Below are 16,503 nucleotides of genomic sequence, written 5' to 3'. Positions count from 1 at the left end.
AAGCTGAATACCGAGGAAAGTCCATGCGTCAGACCAAGGAAACGTCCGGCCTCGTGCTGGTCGTCGAAGACAACCGCAATATCTCCGAAATGATCGGCGAGTACCTGGAAGGCCGTGGCTTCGAGGTCGACTACGCGCAGGACGGCCTGGACGGCTATCGTCTTGCAGCGGAGAACAGCTACGACGTGGTCGTGCTGGATCTCATGCTGCCACGCCTGGACGGCATCGAAGTGTGTCGCCGCCTGCGTAACGACGCACGCAAGTCCACCCCGGTGTTGATGCTGACCGCCCGCGATACGCTGGACGACAAGCTCACCGGCCTGGGATTCGGTGCCGACGATTACCTGACCAAGCCGTTCGCGATTCAGGAACTGGAAGCGCGCCTGCGTGCCCTGATCCGTCGCGAGCGTCGCCAGGTGGGCTCGGAAGTGCTCAAGGTCGCCGATCTGGTGCTTGACCCGGTGAGCATGCGCGCCACCCGTGCCGGCACCGAGCTGCAGCTTTCGCCGATCGGCCTGCGCCTGTTGACCATCCTGATGCGCGAGTCGCCGCGTGTGGTCACCCGCCAGGAAATCGAGCGCGAAATCTGGGGCAATGGCTTGCCGGATTCGGACACCCTGCGCAGCCATCTGTACAACCTGCGCAAGATCATCGACAAGCCGTTCGACCGTCCGCTGCTGCACACCGTGCAGAGCGCCGGCTATCGCATCGCCGACATCGCCCAACCGATGGCGTGATGTCATGCGCGCCGGCCGCCGTTCTGGCGGCCGGCCGCTGTGCAGGCGCTCACGCGCCGATCGATCTCCTGTGCTGCCGGCTGGTTGCACGAAGGACTCACGGAAGTGTTGCCTATACTCCGGCGCACTTCCCTGGATGCAGCAATGCCACACGGGCTCCCGAGAAAAATACGTCTCGCCTTCCTGCTGCAGGTCGCGCTGGCGAGCCTGGCGCTTGTGCTAGCCGGGTACTTGGTGTCGTTCGTTATCAAATACAGCCTGGTGCGCACCGTGCTCGCCGACGAGGCCGTGCATTTCTGGCAGATGCAAAAGAGCGCGCCGGACAACCGGCCGCCGAATACGCGCAACATCCAGGGATATTTTTTGCCCACCGGTACCGCCGCCGAGGCCGCTCCAGCCGCGCTGCGTCACCTGTCTCCGGGCTTCAGCGAAGTGGCTGCCGCCGATGCGCTGGTGTATGTCGATCAACGCCCGGAGGGGCGGCTGTATCTGGTGTTTCCGCGCTCGCGCGCGGCGCATCTGACGTTGTGGTTCGGTGTGGTGCCGGCGATTGTGGTGTTGGTGGCGATCTATGGCGTGTCCTGGTTCACCTACCGGGTTTCCAAGCGGCTGGTCTCGCCGATCAGCTGGCTGGCCCGGCGCGTGTCGCATTGGGACCCGCGCAACCCGGATGTGGACGAACTGGCTCCGGAGCGGCTGCCTGCCGAACTGCAGGGCGAAACGCGCCAGCTGGCCGCCGCGCTGCATGCGCTGGGGCTGCGCGTCAGCGAGCATGTTGCGCGCGAACGCAACTTCACCCGCGATGCCAGCCATGAATTGCGCACTCCGCTCACGGTGATTCGCGTGGCCAGCGACATGGCCTTGGCCGACGACGAATTGTCCGCGCGCACGCAGCGCAGCCTGCGCCGCATCCAGCGCGCCGGCCACGATATGGAGGCGGTGATCGATGCGTTCCTGATCCTGGCACGCGAAGCCGAGATCGACCCGCAGAGCGAAAACTTCGATGTGGCCGAGCTTGCCAGCGAAGAACTGAAAAGCGCGCGTGAGCTGCTTGGCGATAAACCGGTGTCGTTGCGCATGGTCGGCGACCGCAGCCTTCAGATGTTCGCCCCGCCCAGGGTGATGCGAGTGGTGCTCAGCAATCTGTTGCGCAACGCCTGCGCTTACACCGATACCGGCAGCATCGAGGTCGAGGTGACACACGACCGCATCGTGGTCCGCGATACCGGCATTGGCATGAGCGAAGAAGCGCGGGCACGCGCGTTCGAGCCGTTCTTCCGCGCCGACCCCACCCGCCCGCAAGGCACTGGGCTTGGCCTGTCGATCGTCCGTCGGCTGTGCGATCGCTTCGGCTGGCGTATCGAACTGCAGAGCGAAGCCGGCGTCGGTACGTCCGTGGCGGTGGTCGTCGCCTGAGGCGGCATTCGGTGGTCCTGGCGCGTGCTGATGACGCCTTGCTGCCGGCCAAGTAGTCAGGCAGCGATGGCAGGAAACGACGAACGGCTGCCGCACGGGTATTGGATAACCGCGTGGCCCGCTATGTTTCCTGCTCGGCAGCCGGAACGCGCAACGTGGCGTCAACAGTGCAGCGCGCGACGCGTACGCGCTTGCGGCGTGTTTGGCGACGTTGCAGAGGCCTGGCATCGCTCGCGCACCGCCAACGCGGTCGCCGCGGGCCTTAATCGCAGACGCCTACGTCAGTTGTGTGGGACAGGACCGGCAGTTTGCCGCCACCCGGCAGTTTGCCGCCACGATGCAACGTGCTGCCCTGGAGCGGCAGCCAACGTCTCACCTGCAGACCGGCGATCCGGCGACAGGCGCCGGATCGGCTCGGTTGTGTTCTAGCGTTGTTCCAATACCGGTGCCACGACCTTGCGCCAGATCGCGTACCCATCGGCCGTCATATGCAGCCTGTCGGCGCGGAACAGTTCTGCGCGCGGCTTGCCGCTGGCATCGAGCATCGGCGTATAGATGTCCACGAAGTCCACATGCGGCAGCGGGGCTAGCGCGTCCTTGATCAGGCGGTTGGCCGTGATCACGGCCGGCAGCAGTTGCGCGCGCGACGGGCTGGGCTTGATCGACAGATAGCTGATGCGTGCCTCGGGCAGGTCGCGGCGTACACGTGCCACGAATGCCAGCACGTCATCGCGCACCTGTTCGGGCGTGCGGCCGCTGTTGAGGTCGTTGTCGCCGGCGTACAGCACCACCTGGCGTGGCGCGTATGGAATCACGATGCGGTCTGCGTACCAGGTGCTGTCGCGCACTTCCGAGCCGCCGAAACCGCGATTGATCACCGGCTTGCCAGGGAAATCCTGTGCCAATGTCTCCCAGAACCGGATCGATGAGCTGCCGACGAACACGATGCCGTGCTTGGGCGGCGGCTGACGCGCGTCGCTTTCGGCGAAGCGTTGCATGTCTTCTTCCCAAGCGGCATTGGAGACCTGCGCCGGCACCGCCGGAGCGGTGTGCAGGGCGTCGGCGTGCACATGGCCGGACAGAAAGGCTAGGGCGCACAGCACGCTGCGCAGGCGATGGATGGTCATGCAGGAACCTTCGACAGTGAAGCGGGCTCCCATGGTGCGCCAGGCTGGAAGCTGAGGGCAAACCTGCCGGCAGCTGGCGGGGCGGGGCGCCACGGTGCAAGATTCGCACTTTCCCCAGCAGCGACAATGCCATGCGTTCGACTTGTTCCCTTCTTCGCCCATGCGGCAGGACGCACTGACGCATGGCCGATCAATTGGGGCACGTTCCGCGCGGCCCGCGCCGCATGCTCAAGGCGGCGATCTGGTCATGGCAGGGATTGCGCGCGGCGTGGCTGCACGAATCCTCGTTCCGTCTGGAGGTCTGTCTGGCGGCGGTGCTGGTACCGCTCGGTCTGTGGCTCGGGCAGTCGGGACTCGAGCGCATTGCACTGATTGCACCACTGTTGATCGTGCTGGCTGCCGAACTGCTGAACTCGGCCATCGAAGCGGTGATCGAACGCTACGGCCCGGAACACCACGTATTGGCCGGGCGTGCCAAGGACATGGGCTCGGCCGCGGTATTCGTGCTGCTGATCAATGTGCTGTTGTGCTGGGGATTGATCCTGCTGCCGCGGCTGTGGTGACGCACGGTGGGCAGGGAACCGGTCAGGGGCGTGTGCATGCGGGCTTGACTTGGCACGTGGCATGCTCGGGCTCTCTTCCAACGGAATCGCCTGCATGCCTGTCCTGATTCGCGCCCTGGTGTTGCTGATCCTGACCGCGTCGCTGTCCGGTTGCGGCTATAACGCGATCCAGCAGAAGGAAGAGGGCGTCAAGGCCGGTTGGTCGGAGGTGCTCAATCAGTATCAGCGCCGCGCCGATCTGATTCCCAACCTGGTACGCACCGTGCAGGGCTACGCCCAGCAGGAACGCCAGGTCCTGACCGAAGTGACCAATGCGCGCGCGCGCGTCGGCCAGATCCAGGTCAACGCCGATGACGAAGCGTCGTTGAAGCAGTTCCAGCAGGCGCAAGGCGAGCTGGGTAGCGCGCTGTCGCGGTTGTTGGTGGTCAGCGAAAACTATCCGCAGCTCAAGTCGGACCAGTCGTTCCGCGACCTGCAGGTGCAGCTGGAAGGCACCGAGAACCGTATTACCGTGGCGCGTGGCCGCTATATCCAGACCGTGCAGGACTACAACACCTACATCCGCTCGTTTCCGCAGGTGATCACGGCCAAGATCTTCGGATACCAGCCCAAGCCCAATTTCAGCGTGGAAAACGAAGCGCAGATCTCGCGCGCTCCGCAGGTGGATTTCGGCACGCAGCAGGCGCCACAGCAGACGCCGCAGCAACAACCCGCGCCGCAGCCTGCGCAGTAATCAGCGGCGGTGCGTGCCTGTGCGGTCGTCGCCAGCAAGCGCAGCACGCGCTGTCGAAAGACGCACAGGCACAAGCCAAAGCAACGCATGCCAAGCGGCACATCAGCACGATCTGCGGACCACACCAACAGGACGTTTGAGGCGAGAGCAAGCCGCTCTTCCATCGGGGAAAGCGGTTGGGTGAGGGGACGGTGCCAGGCCTTGTAATCGTCCCAACCACCCGTGGCTTCGCTTCGGGCAAATCCTCTCTCTGTAGGAGGCATTGTCGCGCAGGGAGAGGGCTTGGCAAAACCCAGCGTTGATCGACGATCGGCGCGCATCACCTAGGAGTTGGCAATGCGGCGAATGGCTTTGCGAGTGGTGTGGATGATGGCGTTGTTGCTGTTGCCGGCGTCGTTGCTGGCGCAGGAGTTGGCTGCCATCCCGCCGCTGCGCTCGCCGGTGGTCGACGTCACCGGCACCCTGGATGCGGGGCAGATCCAGCAACTCGAGCAACAGGCGCTGGCCTTGCAGCAGCGCAAGGGCGCGCAGCTGCAGATCTTGATCGTGCCGACCACGCAGCCGGAAGCGATCGAGCAATACACCCAGCGCGTGTTCGACCAATGGAAGATCGGCCGCAAGGGCGTGGACGACGGCGTGCTGCTGCTGGTGGCCAAGGACGACCGTCGCGTCCGCATCCAGCCGGGTTACGGCCTGGAAGGCGCCATTCCGGACATCACTGCCAACCGCATCATCCAGGAGTATCTGGCGCCGCGCTTCCGTGAGGGCGATTACGCTGGCGGCATCGCGGCGGCGACCGCAACCCTGGCCGGCCTGATCGAAGGCGAGGCCCTGCCGGCGCCGGTCAGCGGGCATGCCGAGGGCGGCAACGGCGCGGGCGGCGGCGGCTGGATCATGGCGCTGTTCATCGGCTTGGTAGTGGCCATGGTGGCGCGCGGCATCCTGGGCGCGCTGCCGCGCCCGCTGCGCGCCGTGCTGACCGGCGTTGCCGCCGGCGGTGCGGCATTGCTATTGACGTCGTTGCTGTTCGCCAGCGCGGGTGCGGCGGTGATCGGCTTGCTGGCGGGCCTGTCCTCCGGCTCGCCGGGCCGCTTTGTCGGCGGCGGCGGTTGGGGCGGCGGCGGCTTCGGTGGATTTGGCGGCGGCGGCCGTGGCGGTTTCGGCGGCGGTGGTGGCTGGGGCGGTGGCGGCGGGTCATCAGGAGGCGGTGGCGCCTCGGGGAGCTGGTAATGCGGTGGCTCAGGCATATCTTCGCGCCCTCGGCGCAGCGCACATTTCCAGCCGCATGCATGGACGCCATTGCGGCGGCGGTGACGGCCAGCGAGCGCTCGCACACCGGCCAGATCATGGTCGCGGTCGAGGCCGACCTGCCACTGGAGGCGTTGTGGCGCGGGCACAGCGCGCGGCAGCGCGCCGAGCAGGCCTTCGCCCAGCTGCGGACCTGGGATACCGAAGCCAACAACGGGGTGCTGATTTACCTGCTGCTGGCCGACCACGCCATCGAGGTGGTGGCGGACCGCGGCCTGCGCAGCCGGGTGCCGGAAGCGCGTTGGGCAGAAGTGTGCCGGCGCATGCAGCAGTTTCTGCGCGAAGGCCAGCACGAAGCGGCTGTCCTGGCCGGCATCGAGGCGGTGACCGAGTTGTTGGCCGAACATTTCCCGGCCAGTGACGGGGCGCAGCATGAAGACGAGCTACCTGACCGGCCGCGGATTTTAGGTTGAGCGCGTGCGAGGTGTCAGAATAGCGGCCTCGCTCTACGTGATACGCGGTCCGCATGATCTATCTGCACGCCATCGACCCCATCGCCTTCTCGCTCGGCCCGGTGCAGGTGCACTGGTACGGCTTGATGTACTTGGCGGCGTTTTTCTCGGCCTGGGCCCTGGGCCGTTCGCGCATCCTGCGCGGTCGCCTGCCCGGGGTAGACATGGATGGTTTTTCCGACCTGCTGTTCTACGGCATGCTTGGCGTGGTGTTGGGCGGGCGCATCGGCTACATGCTGTTCTATGCGTTCGAGACCTTCCTGGCCAACCCGCTGATCCTGTTCAAGGTCTGGGAAGGCGGCATGAGCTTCCACGGTGGCCTGCTTGGCGTGTTGATCGCTTGCTGGTTGTGGGCGCGCAAGCACCGGTTGCACTTCTTCGATGTGATGGACTTTGTCGCCCCGCTGGTGCCGCTGGGTCTTGGTTTCGGGAGGCTCGGCAATTTCGTCGGCGGCGAATTGTGGGGAAAATTCACCCAGGCCGGCTGGGGCGTGATCTTTCCGCATGCGCCGGAGCTGGCCGACCGCTTGCCCGCGCAGATCCAGGCGCAGTACGCCGCTGGCGCCTTGAATCAGTTCGCACGCCACCCCTCGCAGCTCTATGAAGCTGCGCTGGAAGGGGTAGTGATGTTCGTGGTGTTGTGGACGTTCTCGATGAAGCCGCGCGCACGGTATGCGGTCTCCGGCCTGTTCGCATTGCTGTATGGCGTGTTCCGTTTCATCGTCGAATTCGTGCGCGTACCCGACGCGCCGATCGGCTACCTGGCCTTCAACTGGCTGACGATGGGCCAGATTCTGAGCCTGCCGTTGATTGCGGTCGGCCTGGTGTTGCTGGCGATGTCGCGTCGCGCGCCGGTGTTGCAGCCGGTGCTGCCGGTGATCGTGGGCGTGGAGGCTGCCAAGTGAAGCCGTATCTGGAGTTGTTGCAGCACGTGCTGGAACACGGCGCAGAGAAGTCCGACCGCACCGGTACCGGCACGCGCAGCGTGTTCGGCTGGCAGATGCGCTTCGATCTCAACGACGGCTTTCCGTTGGTGACCACCAAGAAGCTGCACCTGCGCTCGATCATCCATGAGTTGCTGTGGTTCCTGAAGGGCGACACCAATATCGGCTACCTCAGCGACAACCAGGTGCGCATCTGGGACGAATGGGCCGACGACAATGGCGATCTCGGTCCGGTGTACGGCAAGCAGTGGCGGCGCTGGAGTGGCCCGGACGGTGTCGAGATCGACCAGATGCAGTGGCTGGTGGATGAGATCAGGCGCAACCCGGATTCGCGTCGTCTGGTGATCAGCGCCTGGAATGTCGGCGAGCTGCCGCAGATGGCGCTGATGCCGTGCCACAGCCTGTTCCAGTTCTACGTGGTGAACGGCAAGCTCAGTTGCCAGCTTTATCAGCGCAGCGGCGACATCTTTCTGGGCGTGCCGTTCAATATCGCCAGCTATGCGCTGCTGACGCACATGGTGGCGCAGGCCACCGGCCTGGGCGTTGGCGATTTCGTGCACACGCTGGGCGATGCGCACCTGTATTCCAATCACTTCGAGCAGGCGCGCGAGCAGCTGACGCGCGCACCGCGCGCGCTGCCCACCTTGCGTCTGAATCCCGAGGTCACCGACCTGTTCGCGTTCCGCTTCGAAGACATCGCCATCGAAGGCTACGACCCGCATCCGGCGATCAAGGCGCCGGTGGCGGTGTGACGAGCGAGTTGCGGCATGGTCCGCTGGTATCCACTTGAGACGACAGCACTGTGATGGCCAAGCATTCGATCAAGGCACGGGAAAAACTGGCTGATTCGCTGATGGCAATGCAGGCCAGCCTGTTGGTGAATCTCACGAGCATCCTGCTCATCGCACCGATCGGCTTTTTCGGTATTGCCTTGTACAAGGGTGAACCCCTGCAGCTGACGAACGTCTTCGGTGGGCAGTCTTCGGCGGCGCTGGCGGTGATTGCCCTGTTGTACCTTGCGGCTTTCTGCCTTGGCATGATGGGCCGGCACGCCGCGATGAAGATCTACGACACGCTGTATCCGGACCGATGAAACTGACCCTGATCGTCGCCTTCGACCGCAACAACGCCATCGGCCGCGATAACGATCTGCCGTGGAAATTGCCGGACGATCTCAAACGCTTCAAGTCGCTGACGCTGGGCAAGCCGATCCTGATGGGGCGCAAAACGGCGCAATCGCTGGGGCGTGCGTTGCCGGGGCGAGTGAATCTGGTGCTGACGCGTTCGGGGCAGGTGCCGTTCGAGGGCATGCATGCGGTGGCATCGGTGGAACAGGCGATCGAGCGCGCTGCGCAGGATGGCGCGCAGGAGCTGTGCGTGATCGGCGGCGGCGAGGTGTATCGGCTGACCATGCAACGTGCCGATCTGCTGGCGGTGACTGAAGTAGACACGGTAGTGGATGGCGCCGATACGCATTTCCCGCCGATCGATCCTGCGCTGTGGGAGGCCGTGCAGCGCGAATCGCACGCGGCCGATGCCCGGCATGCGTTCGCATTCGACTATGTGGACTATCGGCGGCGTTGACGCCCTTGCGTGAGCGACCGAAGCGCGCTGCGTCTGCGGTGACCGCACCGTAGCAGCGCGTCATGTGAGCCGTGCTATGCGCAGCGTCGTCTCGCAAGCAGCCAGGCGTGACTACCCCAGGCGTTTGTTCACCACCAGCTCGCCCAGTTCGATCAGCCGCGCGCGCACGATGTTGCGGCTCAGCCCCAGCAGCGCGGCAGTCTTGACCTGGTTGTGGTGGCAGTGCCGATACGCGGCACGGAACAGTTGATCTTCCACCGTCGCATGCAGCGCGCCACCGGCGCTTTCGAACAGGCTGTCGAAGGCGCGTTCGAGCAGGGCCTGGCCGTCTTCGTGCGGGTCGCCGCCTGCCTGGCCTGGCAAGCGCAGTTGCGACAGGCGGATGTCTTCGGCGCGCACCACGCCGTCGCGGTGGATCAGCAAGGTGTGGTGGATGACGTTCTCCAGCTCGCGGATATTGCCTGGCCACGGGTACTCGACCAACAGGTGCTCGGCATCCGCGCTGATGGTCACGCGGCCGTGTCCCAGGCGCTGGCTGTAGATATCGACGAAGTGGCGGATCAGCGGCGGAATGTCGCCGGGGCGTTCGCGCAGCGGCTTGAGCTCCACGCCCACCACGTTGAGGCGATAGAACAGGTCCTGGCGGAAATATCCATGCTGGATGGCGTGGTCCAGCGGCACGTTGGTGGCGGCCAGTACGCGCACATCGATCGGCACGCTGCGGCGCGAGCCCAGCCGTACCACTTCGCGCTCCTGCAGTACGCGCAGCAGCTTGACCTGGATCGGCATCGGCAGGTCGCCGATTTCATCCAGAAACAAGGTGCCGCCGTTGGCCTCCTCGAACCAGCCGGCCTTGGCGCTGAGGGCGCCGGTGAACGCACCTTTCTCATGCCCGAACAGTTCGGCATCGACCAGCGACTCGCTGAAGGCGCCGCAGTTGACCGCTACGAACGGATGGCGGGCCCGCGCGCTGCGATGATGGATGTGACGTGCGACCAGCTCTTTGCCGGTGCCGGATTCGCCGACGATCAGCACGCTGGCCTCGCTCGGCGCAACCCGTTCGAGGTGCGTCAGCAATGCCTGGGAAGACGGGTCTTCGAACACGTGCGCGGTGGCGCGCACGGCGTTGCCGGTGAGCACGTGTTGCTGCGCTGCAGGCAGGGTGAGCAAGCGGACCTCGGACATGGGACGGGCTCGTGCGTGGGGGAGAAAAGGGCGCGAGGCGGCGTCGGTTCAACACGGCGGGACGCGAGGTCCGAGTCGGAAATGCAGGTGACGCATCGTCTGGCTCAGGAATAGAAACTGGGAGTGGGTGGCTGGTGCCGCAGCGCCCATTCGCCAAGTTCGCGCAGCTTGTAATCGACCGGATCGTGCAGCGTCTGGGTGCGCAGGTTGCGCCAGTAGCGGTCCAGCCGCAGCGCTGCATGCGTGGCACGCGCGCCGGTGACCTCGAAGAGTTTGCTGCACACCTCCAGCCCGACGCGTGTGGTGGCGACCTTGGCGGCGGCCACCGCCAAGGCGACTTGCGCGCGCTCGTCGCGGCCGAGCGCATGCTCCTTGCGCCAGGCGGCGTCGAGCAATCCGGCAGCGCGTTCGGTCAGCAGTCGGGCGCTTTCCAGGCCCAGCCAGAACTCGCCGTAATGGGCCAGGATGTAGGGGTCTTCGCTGGCTTGTTCGACCCCGGAGCGGTGCCAGGCGCGGGCTTCGCCCAGGGTGTAGCTGCGCGCTTCCTCGAATGCGCCCTCGGCAATCCCCAGGAACAGATGCGCGAACAGCAACTGCGCGATCAGTGGGCGCAGACAGGCGAACGGAGTGCTCAACGGACCGGGATCCAGCAGTAGCTCGCTTTCTTCCACGCGGACGCGCTCGAAGGTGGTGCTGCCGCTGTCGGTCTGGCGCTGGCCGATGTTGTCCCAATCGTGGCCGAGCGTGATGCCGCTGCGCGCGGTGGGAATCGCACCGATCAACAAGTTGCCGCTGCGCTCGTCCAGGGCCGAGGCGATCAGCATCTGCGAATCGATGGCGCCGGAACAGAAACTCTTTCTGCCGGAAAATTCGCGCCAGCCTTCGCATTGCACGGCGACGGTGCGGGTATCCAGGGGGTTGAGCGCATTGCCCCAGAACCACTGCTTGCGCGCGGTCTGCTCCAGCCACGGCTGCCACTGCGCGGGCTGGCCAAACAGCCGCACGGTGGCGAGCATCAGATGATGGAAGCCGAACACATGCGCGATGGAGCTGTCGACCTTGGCGAAGGTGCGCACGACCTGCAGCACCTCGCTCCAGCTGGCGCCCAGGCCGCCGTACTGCACCGGAATGCTGAGCGCCAGCAGGCCGCTGGCGCGCAATGCATCGCGCTCGGCCTTGGGAGTGCCGCCGCGCGCATCGCGCTCGATCGCGGTGTCGGCGAACCCGGCCGCCAGGCGCTGGGCGGTCTGCAGCGGATTGAGCAGGGTCGGTTGCGGTTGGCGGCTGGTCATGCGCGGTGGCCTTGTGCAGATGCGAAGGAGTGGGGCGCTGACCGGACAATGGTCGGCACGTCGTGCGGAAGATCGCCAGCTGGGCATGCCGTATCCCGGAAGGCATTCCAGCGCCGGCCAGCGCTCAGAACACATGGAGGCTGTGCAAGGCCGCAAGCAGGTCCTGGCGGGCCTGCCGCAGCGCCGCCTCATGCGCCTGGCGATTGCGCGGACGCGGCATCTCCAGACGCTGTGCATGCGCGATCGTTCCGGGCTGGCCACCGATGACGATGACGCGGTCGCTCAGGTAGACCGCTTCGTCGATGTCGTGGGTGACCAGCAGCACGCTGAAGCCATGTTCGCCGGCCAGGCGCAGCAGCAGGTCCTGCAGCTTGATGCGGGTGAAGGCATCCACCGCGCTGAAGGGTTCGTCGAGCAGCAGCACGCGCGGTTGCCGGTACAGCCCGCGTGCCAGCGCCACGCGCTGCGCCTGGCCGCCGGACAGCTGTTTGGGCAGCGCGGTTGCGTAATCCAGCAGGCCGACCTGGGCCAGCAACTGCTGCACGCGCGCAGATTGCCGCGCGGCCGCCGGCGATAGATCGGCCTCGTCGGCGAAAGCGACATTGGCGGCTACATCCAGCCACGGCAGTAGCCGCGGCTCCTGGAAGATGAAGCCGATCTGCCGGTCCACGCCACGCACGCGGGCACCATCCAGCGCCACCTCGCCGGCGTAGTCGCGTTCCAGGCCGGCCAGGATACGCAACAGGGTGCTTTTGCCGCAGCCGCTGGCGCCGATCAAGCTGACGATCTCGCCGGGTGCCAGCTGCAGGTCGATATCGCGCAGCACCTGGCGGGTGCCGAAACGTTTGCCGGCGATGTGCAGCTGCAGGCCGGAGCTGCTCACGTAGGGCTCCCAGGGTGGCCGGACGCGCTGCGATTCTGCAGGTTGTCGCGCCAGCGCAAGGTGCGCGATTCGATGCTCTTGAGTAGGCCATCGCTGAGTTTGCCGAGCAGTGCGAGCAATACGATGGCGCCGATCACGATGTCCGGTCGCGAGGTTTCGCGCCCGTCGCTCAGCAGATAACCCAGCCCGCGGGTGGCAGCGATCAGCTCGGCGGCAACCAGGAACATCCAGGCCAGACTCAGGCTGGTGCGCAGCCCGGTGAAGATGGACGGCAGCGCCGCCGGCAGCAGGATGCGCCGCACCAGGCGTGGTTTGGACAGCCCGTAGCTTTCGCCCAGCTCCACCAGCGTGCGGTCGACCTGGCGCAGGCCGCTGACCACGCCCAGATACACGGGAAAAAAAACGCGCCGATGGCGATCAGGGTGATCTTGGGCGCTTCGTCGATGCCCATCCACAGCAGCAGCAACGGCACCCAGGCCAGGCTGGGCACTGCGCGCAGCGCCTGGAAGCTGGGGTCGAGCAGGCGTTCCAGCCAGCGGCTCAGGCCCACCGCCACGCCGACCAGCAGGCCGAGCCCGGCGCCGATGGAGAAGCCCGCCAGCACCCGCAACACACTGGCGCCAACATGACTGGCCAGTCCGCGGTTTGCCTCGTCGGCAAGCGTGCGCAGGATCTGGCTGGGCGGCGGCAGCAGGTAACTCGGTGTCCAGCCCAGCGCCGAGGCGAGTTCGAGTCCGGCGAAGAAGATCAGCGGCAGTAGCCAGCCCAGGCTGCTGGCGGGCAGCCTGAGGCGCGGTTGCGGCGGGGTGCCGGCCACGGAGGCGGAAACGCGCAAGGAGGTGTCGTTCATCGTCGTGCTCAGGCCTGCGCCACGCCTGCGCGCTTGGCGTAGCTGGGATCGATCAGCGCAGCCAGCACCTTGCCCAGATCGGTGCCGGGACGGACCAGGCCCTCTTCGAGCAGGATCGGCGCGGCGCTCTGCAGCGCCGCCCTCTCTTCCGGACCAATGACCGGATTGCGCAGGTCGGTGCGTTGCAGCTGCAGCGTGGCCACCTGGGGCGACAGCCGGGCCTCGGCGGCGATCAGCGCGGCCAGTTCGCCCGGGTGCGCGATCGCCCACTGGCGTGCTTTTTCGTAGGCCTGGATCACCAGCGGAATCTGCTCGGGGTACGCGGAGGCGAACGTCTCGCTGACATTCAAGAAGCCGCGCGAATTGAAGGCGGTGTTGCGGTAGATCAAGCGCGAGCCGGCCTCGATCTGGCTTGCGGCCAGGTGCGGGTCCAGGCCGGACCACGCGTCCACATCGCCGCGTTCCAGTGCAGTGCGTCCGTCGGGATGCTGCAGATGCACGATATCCACCGCACTCTTGCTCAACCCGGCCTGCCGCAGCGCGCGCAGCAGGAACAGGTAGGCGTCGGTGCCCTTGGTGGCGGCGATGCGTTTGCCTTTGAGTTCGGTCAGCTGCCGGATCGGCGAATTCCTGCCGACCGCCAGCGCGATCCATTCCGGGCGCGAGTAGATATACACGGCCTTGATCGGATTGCCTCTGGCGCGCGCCAGCAGCGAGGCCAGGCCAGCGGTGCTGCCGAAGTCGATGCTGTTGCCGCCCAGATATTCCAGCGCGCGGTTGCTGCCGGCCGACAGCACCCACTTGACCTGGGTGCCCTGCGCCTTGAGCGTTTCCTCCAGCCAGCCGAAGTGTTTGAGCACCAGCGAAGTCGGCGAGTAATACGCGTAGTCCATGCGCAGTTGTTCGGGTACTGCACCCTTGGCTTGCGCGAAGGCGGTGCCGGACAGCAGCGGCGGGGCGCCGAGCGTGACGCCGGCGAGGGTTCCGAATTTGAGCAGGTTGCGTCGCTTCATGAGTGCTCCCGTCAGCGCGCCGAAGCGCGCGGCACGATGGTGTTGGCGATGACTTCGCCGAAGGGCCCGCTCAGTGCCTGGCCAGGAAGTTTTTGCTTGAGCGTGCGCGGCAGCAGCGGGAATACCAGCTCGGCGAAACGGTAGGCTTCTTCCAGATGCGGGTAGCCCGAGAAGATGAAGGTATCGATGCCGAGCGCGGCATATTCTTCGATCCGCTTGGCCACGGTCTGCGGATCGCCCACCAGCGCGGTGCCGGCGCCACCACGCACCAGGCCGACGCCAGCCCACAGGTTGGGGCTGACTTCCAGATCGGCGCGGGTACGGCGTTGACCGCGGCTGTGCAGTGCGGCCATGCGTCGCTGGCCGACCGAATCCATGCGCGCAAATGCACTCTGCGCGCGTTCCACCGTTTCGTCGTCCAGATGGCTGATCAGTGACTCGGCCGCCGCCCACGCTTCTGCCTCGGTCTCGCGCACAATCACGTGCAGGCGGATGCCGAAGGTCAGCGTGCGCCCGAGCGCCGCGGCCTTGCTGCGGACCGAGGCGATCTTTTCCGCAACCGCATCCGGTGGTTCGCCCCAGGTCAGATAGGTATCGACCTGCTCGGCCGCCAGATAGTGCGCAGCGTCGGAAGAGCCACCGAACCACACCGGCGGATACGGCCTCTGCACGGTGGGATACAACAGCTTGGCCGCCTTCACCTGCAGATGTTTGCCGTCGAAGTCGTAGCTCTCGCCGCTATGGCTGTGGGCGATGATCTCGCGCCAGATGCGGATGAATTCTGCTGATGCTTCATAGCGTTCTGCGTGGTCCAGAAAGACGCCATCGCCTTCCAGTTCGCCGCGGTCGCCGCCGGTGACCAGGTTCACCAGCAGGCGCCCGCCGGAGAGGCGGTCGAAGCTGGCCGCCGTGCGCGCGGCGAGCGCGGGCGCCATCAGGCCGGGACGCAGCGCGACCAGAAACTTCAGCCGACGCGTCGCATTGATCAGACTCGATGCGATGACCCACGGATCCTCGCAGGAACGCCCGGTCGGAATCAGTACACCCTCATAGCCCAGCGTATCGGCGGCGACCGCCACCTGGGTGACGTATTCGGCGCTGACCTGGCGTGCGCCATCGCTGGTGCCCAGGTAGCGGCTATCGCCGTGGGTGGGGATGAACCAGAACATGTCCATGGTGGGTCTCGGTCATGCGCGTCCATCGCAGCAGCCCGCACATCATGTGCAGGGATTGAATGGGGAGTTCGTTGCAAGCGTGTTCCGTTTCGACCAGGCGGTTGTCTTCTGGGGCACCGGCAGTTGCGGCGATTGGGTGGTCCCGTGGTTCGAAAAAGTCCGCATCCTGTACGTGCATCTGCATCTGCATCTGCATCTGCAGCGTGCAGTCAGGCAATGCGCAACAATGCATCGGTGCGCGCGCCAAGCACGCCAGCGGCGCGCTCTGCGGCCAGCTCGATGCGCTGGCGCACGGCAGGGTTGACCACGCGATACTCGTGGAAATCCGTCTCGGTGGCGTAGATGCCGATCGGCAGGGTCACCGCCTGGAAGAACGAAAACAGCGGGCGCAGTTGGTGATCGATCACCAGTGCATGCCGTTCGCTGCCGCCGGTTGCCGCGAGCAGGATCGGTGTATCGATCAACGCGTTGATATCGATCAGGTCGAACAGATGCTTGAGCAAGCCCGGATACGAGCCGCGATACACCGGTGCGACCACCAGCAGCAGGTCGGCCGATTCGATCTGGCGCAGCGCCTGCTCGGCGGCCTCGCCCAACTCGCTGCGCCACAGGGCGGCACCCAGCGGCCGGGCGATATCGCCCAGCTGGATGATGCTTGGCCTGATTGCCACGCGCTGCCCGAGTTCGGCTAGGGTCGCCTCGGCTAATGCCAGGCTGCGCGATGGGCGCGAGGTGCTGCCGGAAACAGCGACGACATTCAACGGACTGCGCATGCGGAGAATCCTGTAATGACGATGGCGGGCGGTCGCGCGACCCTGCGTGGCGCCCGCACACCGATGGTGTTGCTGCGCAAACACACGCTGGCAGCTGCAGGCTGTTCGTGTGCCGACAGCGAGGCATTCCATCTGACTGCACGGCGGAGGACATGGCAATGGCACAGGGCGCTCAAATGCGCCGATCGCTTATCAGATTTGAGAATGACCTGATGAAAAAACCCTGAAATCCTGGGTTTTTCGGCTTGCGCCAGGCGTTGCTCATGGCGTTTGCGGCATGACGATAGTGCGCGCGGACATGACCGCGCGAAAAATGTTGGTGGGGAAACATCGAATCAGCATTTCGCCGCGCTGCAGGCACGATGTTGAGCGTTATCGACGGCATTTTGCGCGTGATTCCATGCGCGACGGCATTGGCGCGTCGCTGGCACGCGATGTGCGTGTGCAGCATCCAGCCGCGCCACGATG

Annotated in this window: 18 protein-coding genes and 1 pseudogene; 10 read left to right on the top strand and 9 right to left on the bottom strand. The window is 65.6% G+C overall.

Translation table 11 applies throughout. The annotated features are described in order from the left end of the window. The first annotated feature begins 23 nt into the window (after window positions 1–23). Entirely contained in the window at window positions 24–737 is a 714-nt protein-coding gene (locus J7360_RS02725) for a response regulator transcription factor (RefSeq protein WP_002811889.1), read from the top strand. Between the two features lie 144 nt (window positions 738–881). Next, window positions 882–2,153 (top strand): HAMP domain-containing sensor histidine kinase, encoded by a 1,272-nt coding sequence (locus J7360_RS02720; protein ID WP_057660502.1) that lies wholly within the window; start codon window positions 882–884, stop codon window positions 2,151–2,153. Between the two features lie 425 nt (window positions 2,154–2,578). Here J7360_RS02720 and J7360_RS02715 read toward each other — a convergent pair whose 3' ends face one another. After that, window positions 2,579–3,280, bottom strand: coding sequence for an SGNH/GDSL hydrolase family protein (locus J7360_RS02715; RefSeq protein WP_022558345.1), 702 nt, complete (start codon window positions 3,278–3,280; stop codon window positions 2,579–2,581). Between the two features lie 182 nt (window positions 3,281–3,462). Between J7360_RS02715 and J7360_RS02710 the strand changes: the two genes are divergently transcribed. The 8 genes from J7360_RS02710 to J7360_RS02675 all read left to right on the top strand — a co-directional run bounded on the left by J7360_RS02710 (window position 3,463) and on the right by J7360_RS02675 (window position 8,864). Beyond that, window positions 3,463–3,843, top strand: a complete 381-nt coding sequence (locus tag J7360_RS02710) for a diacylglycerol kinase (RefSeq protein WP_005910722.1) — start codon at window positions 3,463–3,465, stop codon at window positions 3,841–3,843. Window positions 3,844–3,937: 94 nt separating this feature from the next. Next, window positions 3,938–4,576, top strand: coding sequence for a LemA family protein (locus J7360_RS02705; protein WP_005910712.1), 639 nt, complete (start codon window positions 3,938–3,940; stop codon window positions 4,574–4,576). A 336-nt stretch (window positions 4,577–4,912) separates the two neighbouring features. Further along, window positions 4,913–5,806 (top strand): TPM domain-containing protein, encoded by an 894-nt coding sequence (locus J7360_RS02700; RefSeq protein ID WP_057660497.1) that lies wholly within the window; start codon window positions 4,913–4,915, stop codon window positions 5,804–5,806. Next, entirely contained in the window at window positions 5,806–6,297 is a 492-nt protein-coding gene (locus J7360_RS02695) for a TPM domain-containing protein (RefSeq protein ID WP_007972126.1), read from the top strand. The genes J7360_RS02700 and J7360_RS02695 overlap by 1 nt, the downstream gene beginning before the upstream one ends. 53 nt (window positions 6,298–6,350) lie before the next feature. Beyond that, a complete protein-coding gene (gene lgt, locus J7360_RS02690; protein ID WP_022558348.1) occupies window positions 6,351–7,241 on the top strand; it encodes a prolipoprotein diacylglyceryl transferase in 891 nt (296 codons plus the stop codon). Beyond that, entirely contained in the window at window positions 7,238–8,032 is a 795-nt protein-coding gene (locus tag J7360_RS02685) for a thymidylate synthase (protein WP_007965797.1), read from the top strand. The genes lgt and J7360_RS02685 overlap by 4 nt, the downstream gene beginning before the upstream one ends. Window positions 8,033–8,085: 53 nt before the next feature. Next, entirely contained in the window at window positions 8,086–8,373 is a 288-nt protein-coding gene (locus tag J7360_RS02680; protein WP_033481460.1) for a hypothetical protein, read from the top strand. Further along, on the top strand, window positions 8,370–8,864 hold the full coding sequence (locus J7360_RS02675; protein WP_007965795.1) for a dihydrofolate reductase: 495 nt from the start codon (window positions 8,370–8,372) through the stop codon (window positions 8,862–8,864). Before J7360_RS02680 ends, J7360_RS02675 begins: the two co-directional genes overlap by 4 nt. Window positions 8,865–8,975: 111 nt before the next feature. On the opposite strand, the gene J7360_RS02670 is transcribed toward J7360_RS02675, so the two are convergent. From J7360_RS02670 to J7360_RS02635, 8 genes and pseudogenes are all read right to left on the bottom strand, one after another. After that, window positions 8,976–10,049: a sigma-54 dependent transcriptional regulator gene (locus J7360_RS02670; RefSeq protein WP_057660494.1), complete on the bottom strand. Its 1,074-nt coding sequence runs from the start codon at window positions 10,047–10,049 to the stop codon at window positions 8,976–8,978. Between the two features lie 104 nt (window positions 10,050–10,153). Continuing rightward, window positions 10,154–11,341, bottom strand: coding sequence for an acyl-CoA dehydrogenase family protein (locus tag J7360_RS02665; protein ID WP_007965791.1), 1,188 nt, complete (start codon window positions 11,339–11,341; stop codon window positions 10,154–10,156). 124 nt (window positions 11,342–11,465) lie between these two features. Further along, window positions 11,466–12,224, bottom strand: coding sequence for an ABC transporter ATP-binding protein (locus J7360_RS02660; RefSeq protein ID WP_022558351.1), 759 nt, complete (start codon window positions 12,222–12,224; stop codon window positions 11,466–11,468). Beyond that, window positions 12,221–13,074: pseudogene (locus J7360_RS02655) on the bottom strand (ABC transporter permease). The gene J7360_RS02660 and the pseudogene J7360_RS02655 overlap by 4 nt, the downstream one beginning before the upstream one ends. Window positions 13,075–13,082: 8 nt before the next feature. Further along, on the bottom strand, window positions 13,083–14,087 hold the full coding sequence (locus J7360_RS02650; protein ID WP_209033200.1) for an aliphatic sulfonate ABC transporter substrate-binding protein: 1,005 nt from the start codon (window positions 14,085–14,087) through the stop codon (window positions 13,083–13,085). Between the two features lie 11 nt (window positions 14,088–14,098). Then, on the bottom strand, window positions 14,099–15,262 hold the full coding sequence (gene ssuD, locus J7360_RS02645; protein ID WP_057660487.1) for an FMNH2-dependent alkanesulfonate monooxygenase: 1,164 nt from the start codon (window positions 15,260–15,262) through the stop codon (window positions 14,099–14,101). 209 nt (window positions 15,263–15,471) lie between these two features. Then, window positions 15,472–16,035, bottom strand: coding sequence for an FMN reductase (gene msuE, locus J7360_RS02640; protein WP_007965781.1), 564 nt, complete (start codon window positions 16,033–16,035; stop codon window positions 15,472–15,474). 172 nt (window positions 16,036–16,207) lie between these two features. Next, window positions 16,208–16,486, bottom strand: a complete 279-nt coding sequence (locus tag J7360_RS02635; protein WP_176215008.1) for a hypothetical protein — start codon at window positions 16,484–16,486, stop codon at window positions 16,208–16,210. Window positions 16,487–16,503 lie beyond the last annotated feature (17 nt).

The organism is Xanthomonas sp. D-99 (genome assembly GCF_017746145.1).
Classification (GTDB): domain Bacteria; phylum Pseudomonadota; class Gammaproteobacteria; order Xanthomonadales; family Xanthomonadaceae; genus Xanthomonas; species Xanthomonas cissicola.
Note: the sequence above shows the minus strand (reverse complement) of the source record. Positions and strands in the feature narration are given on the sequence as shown.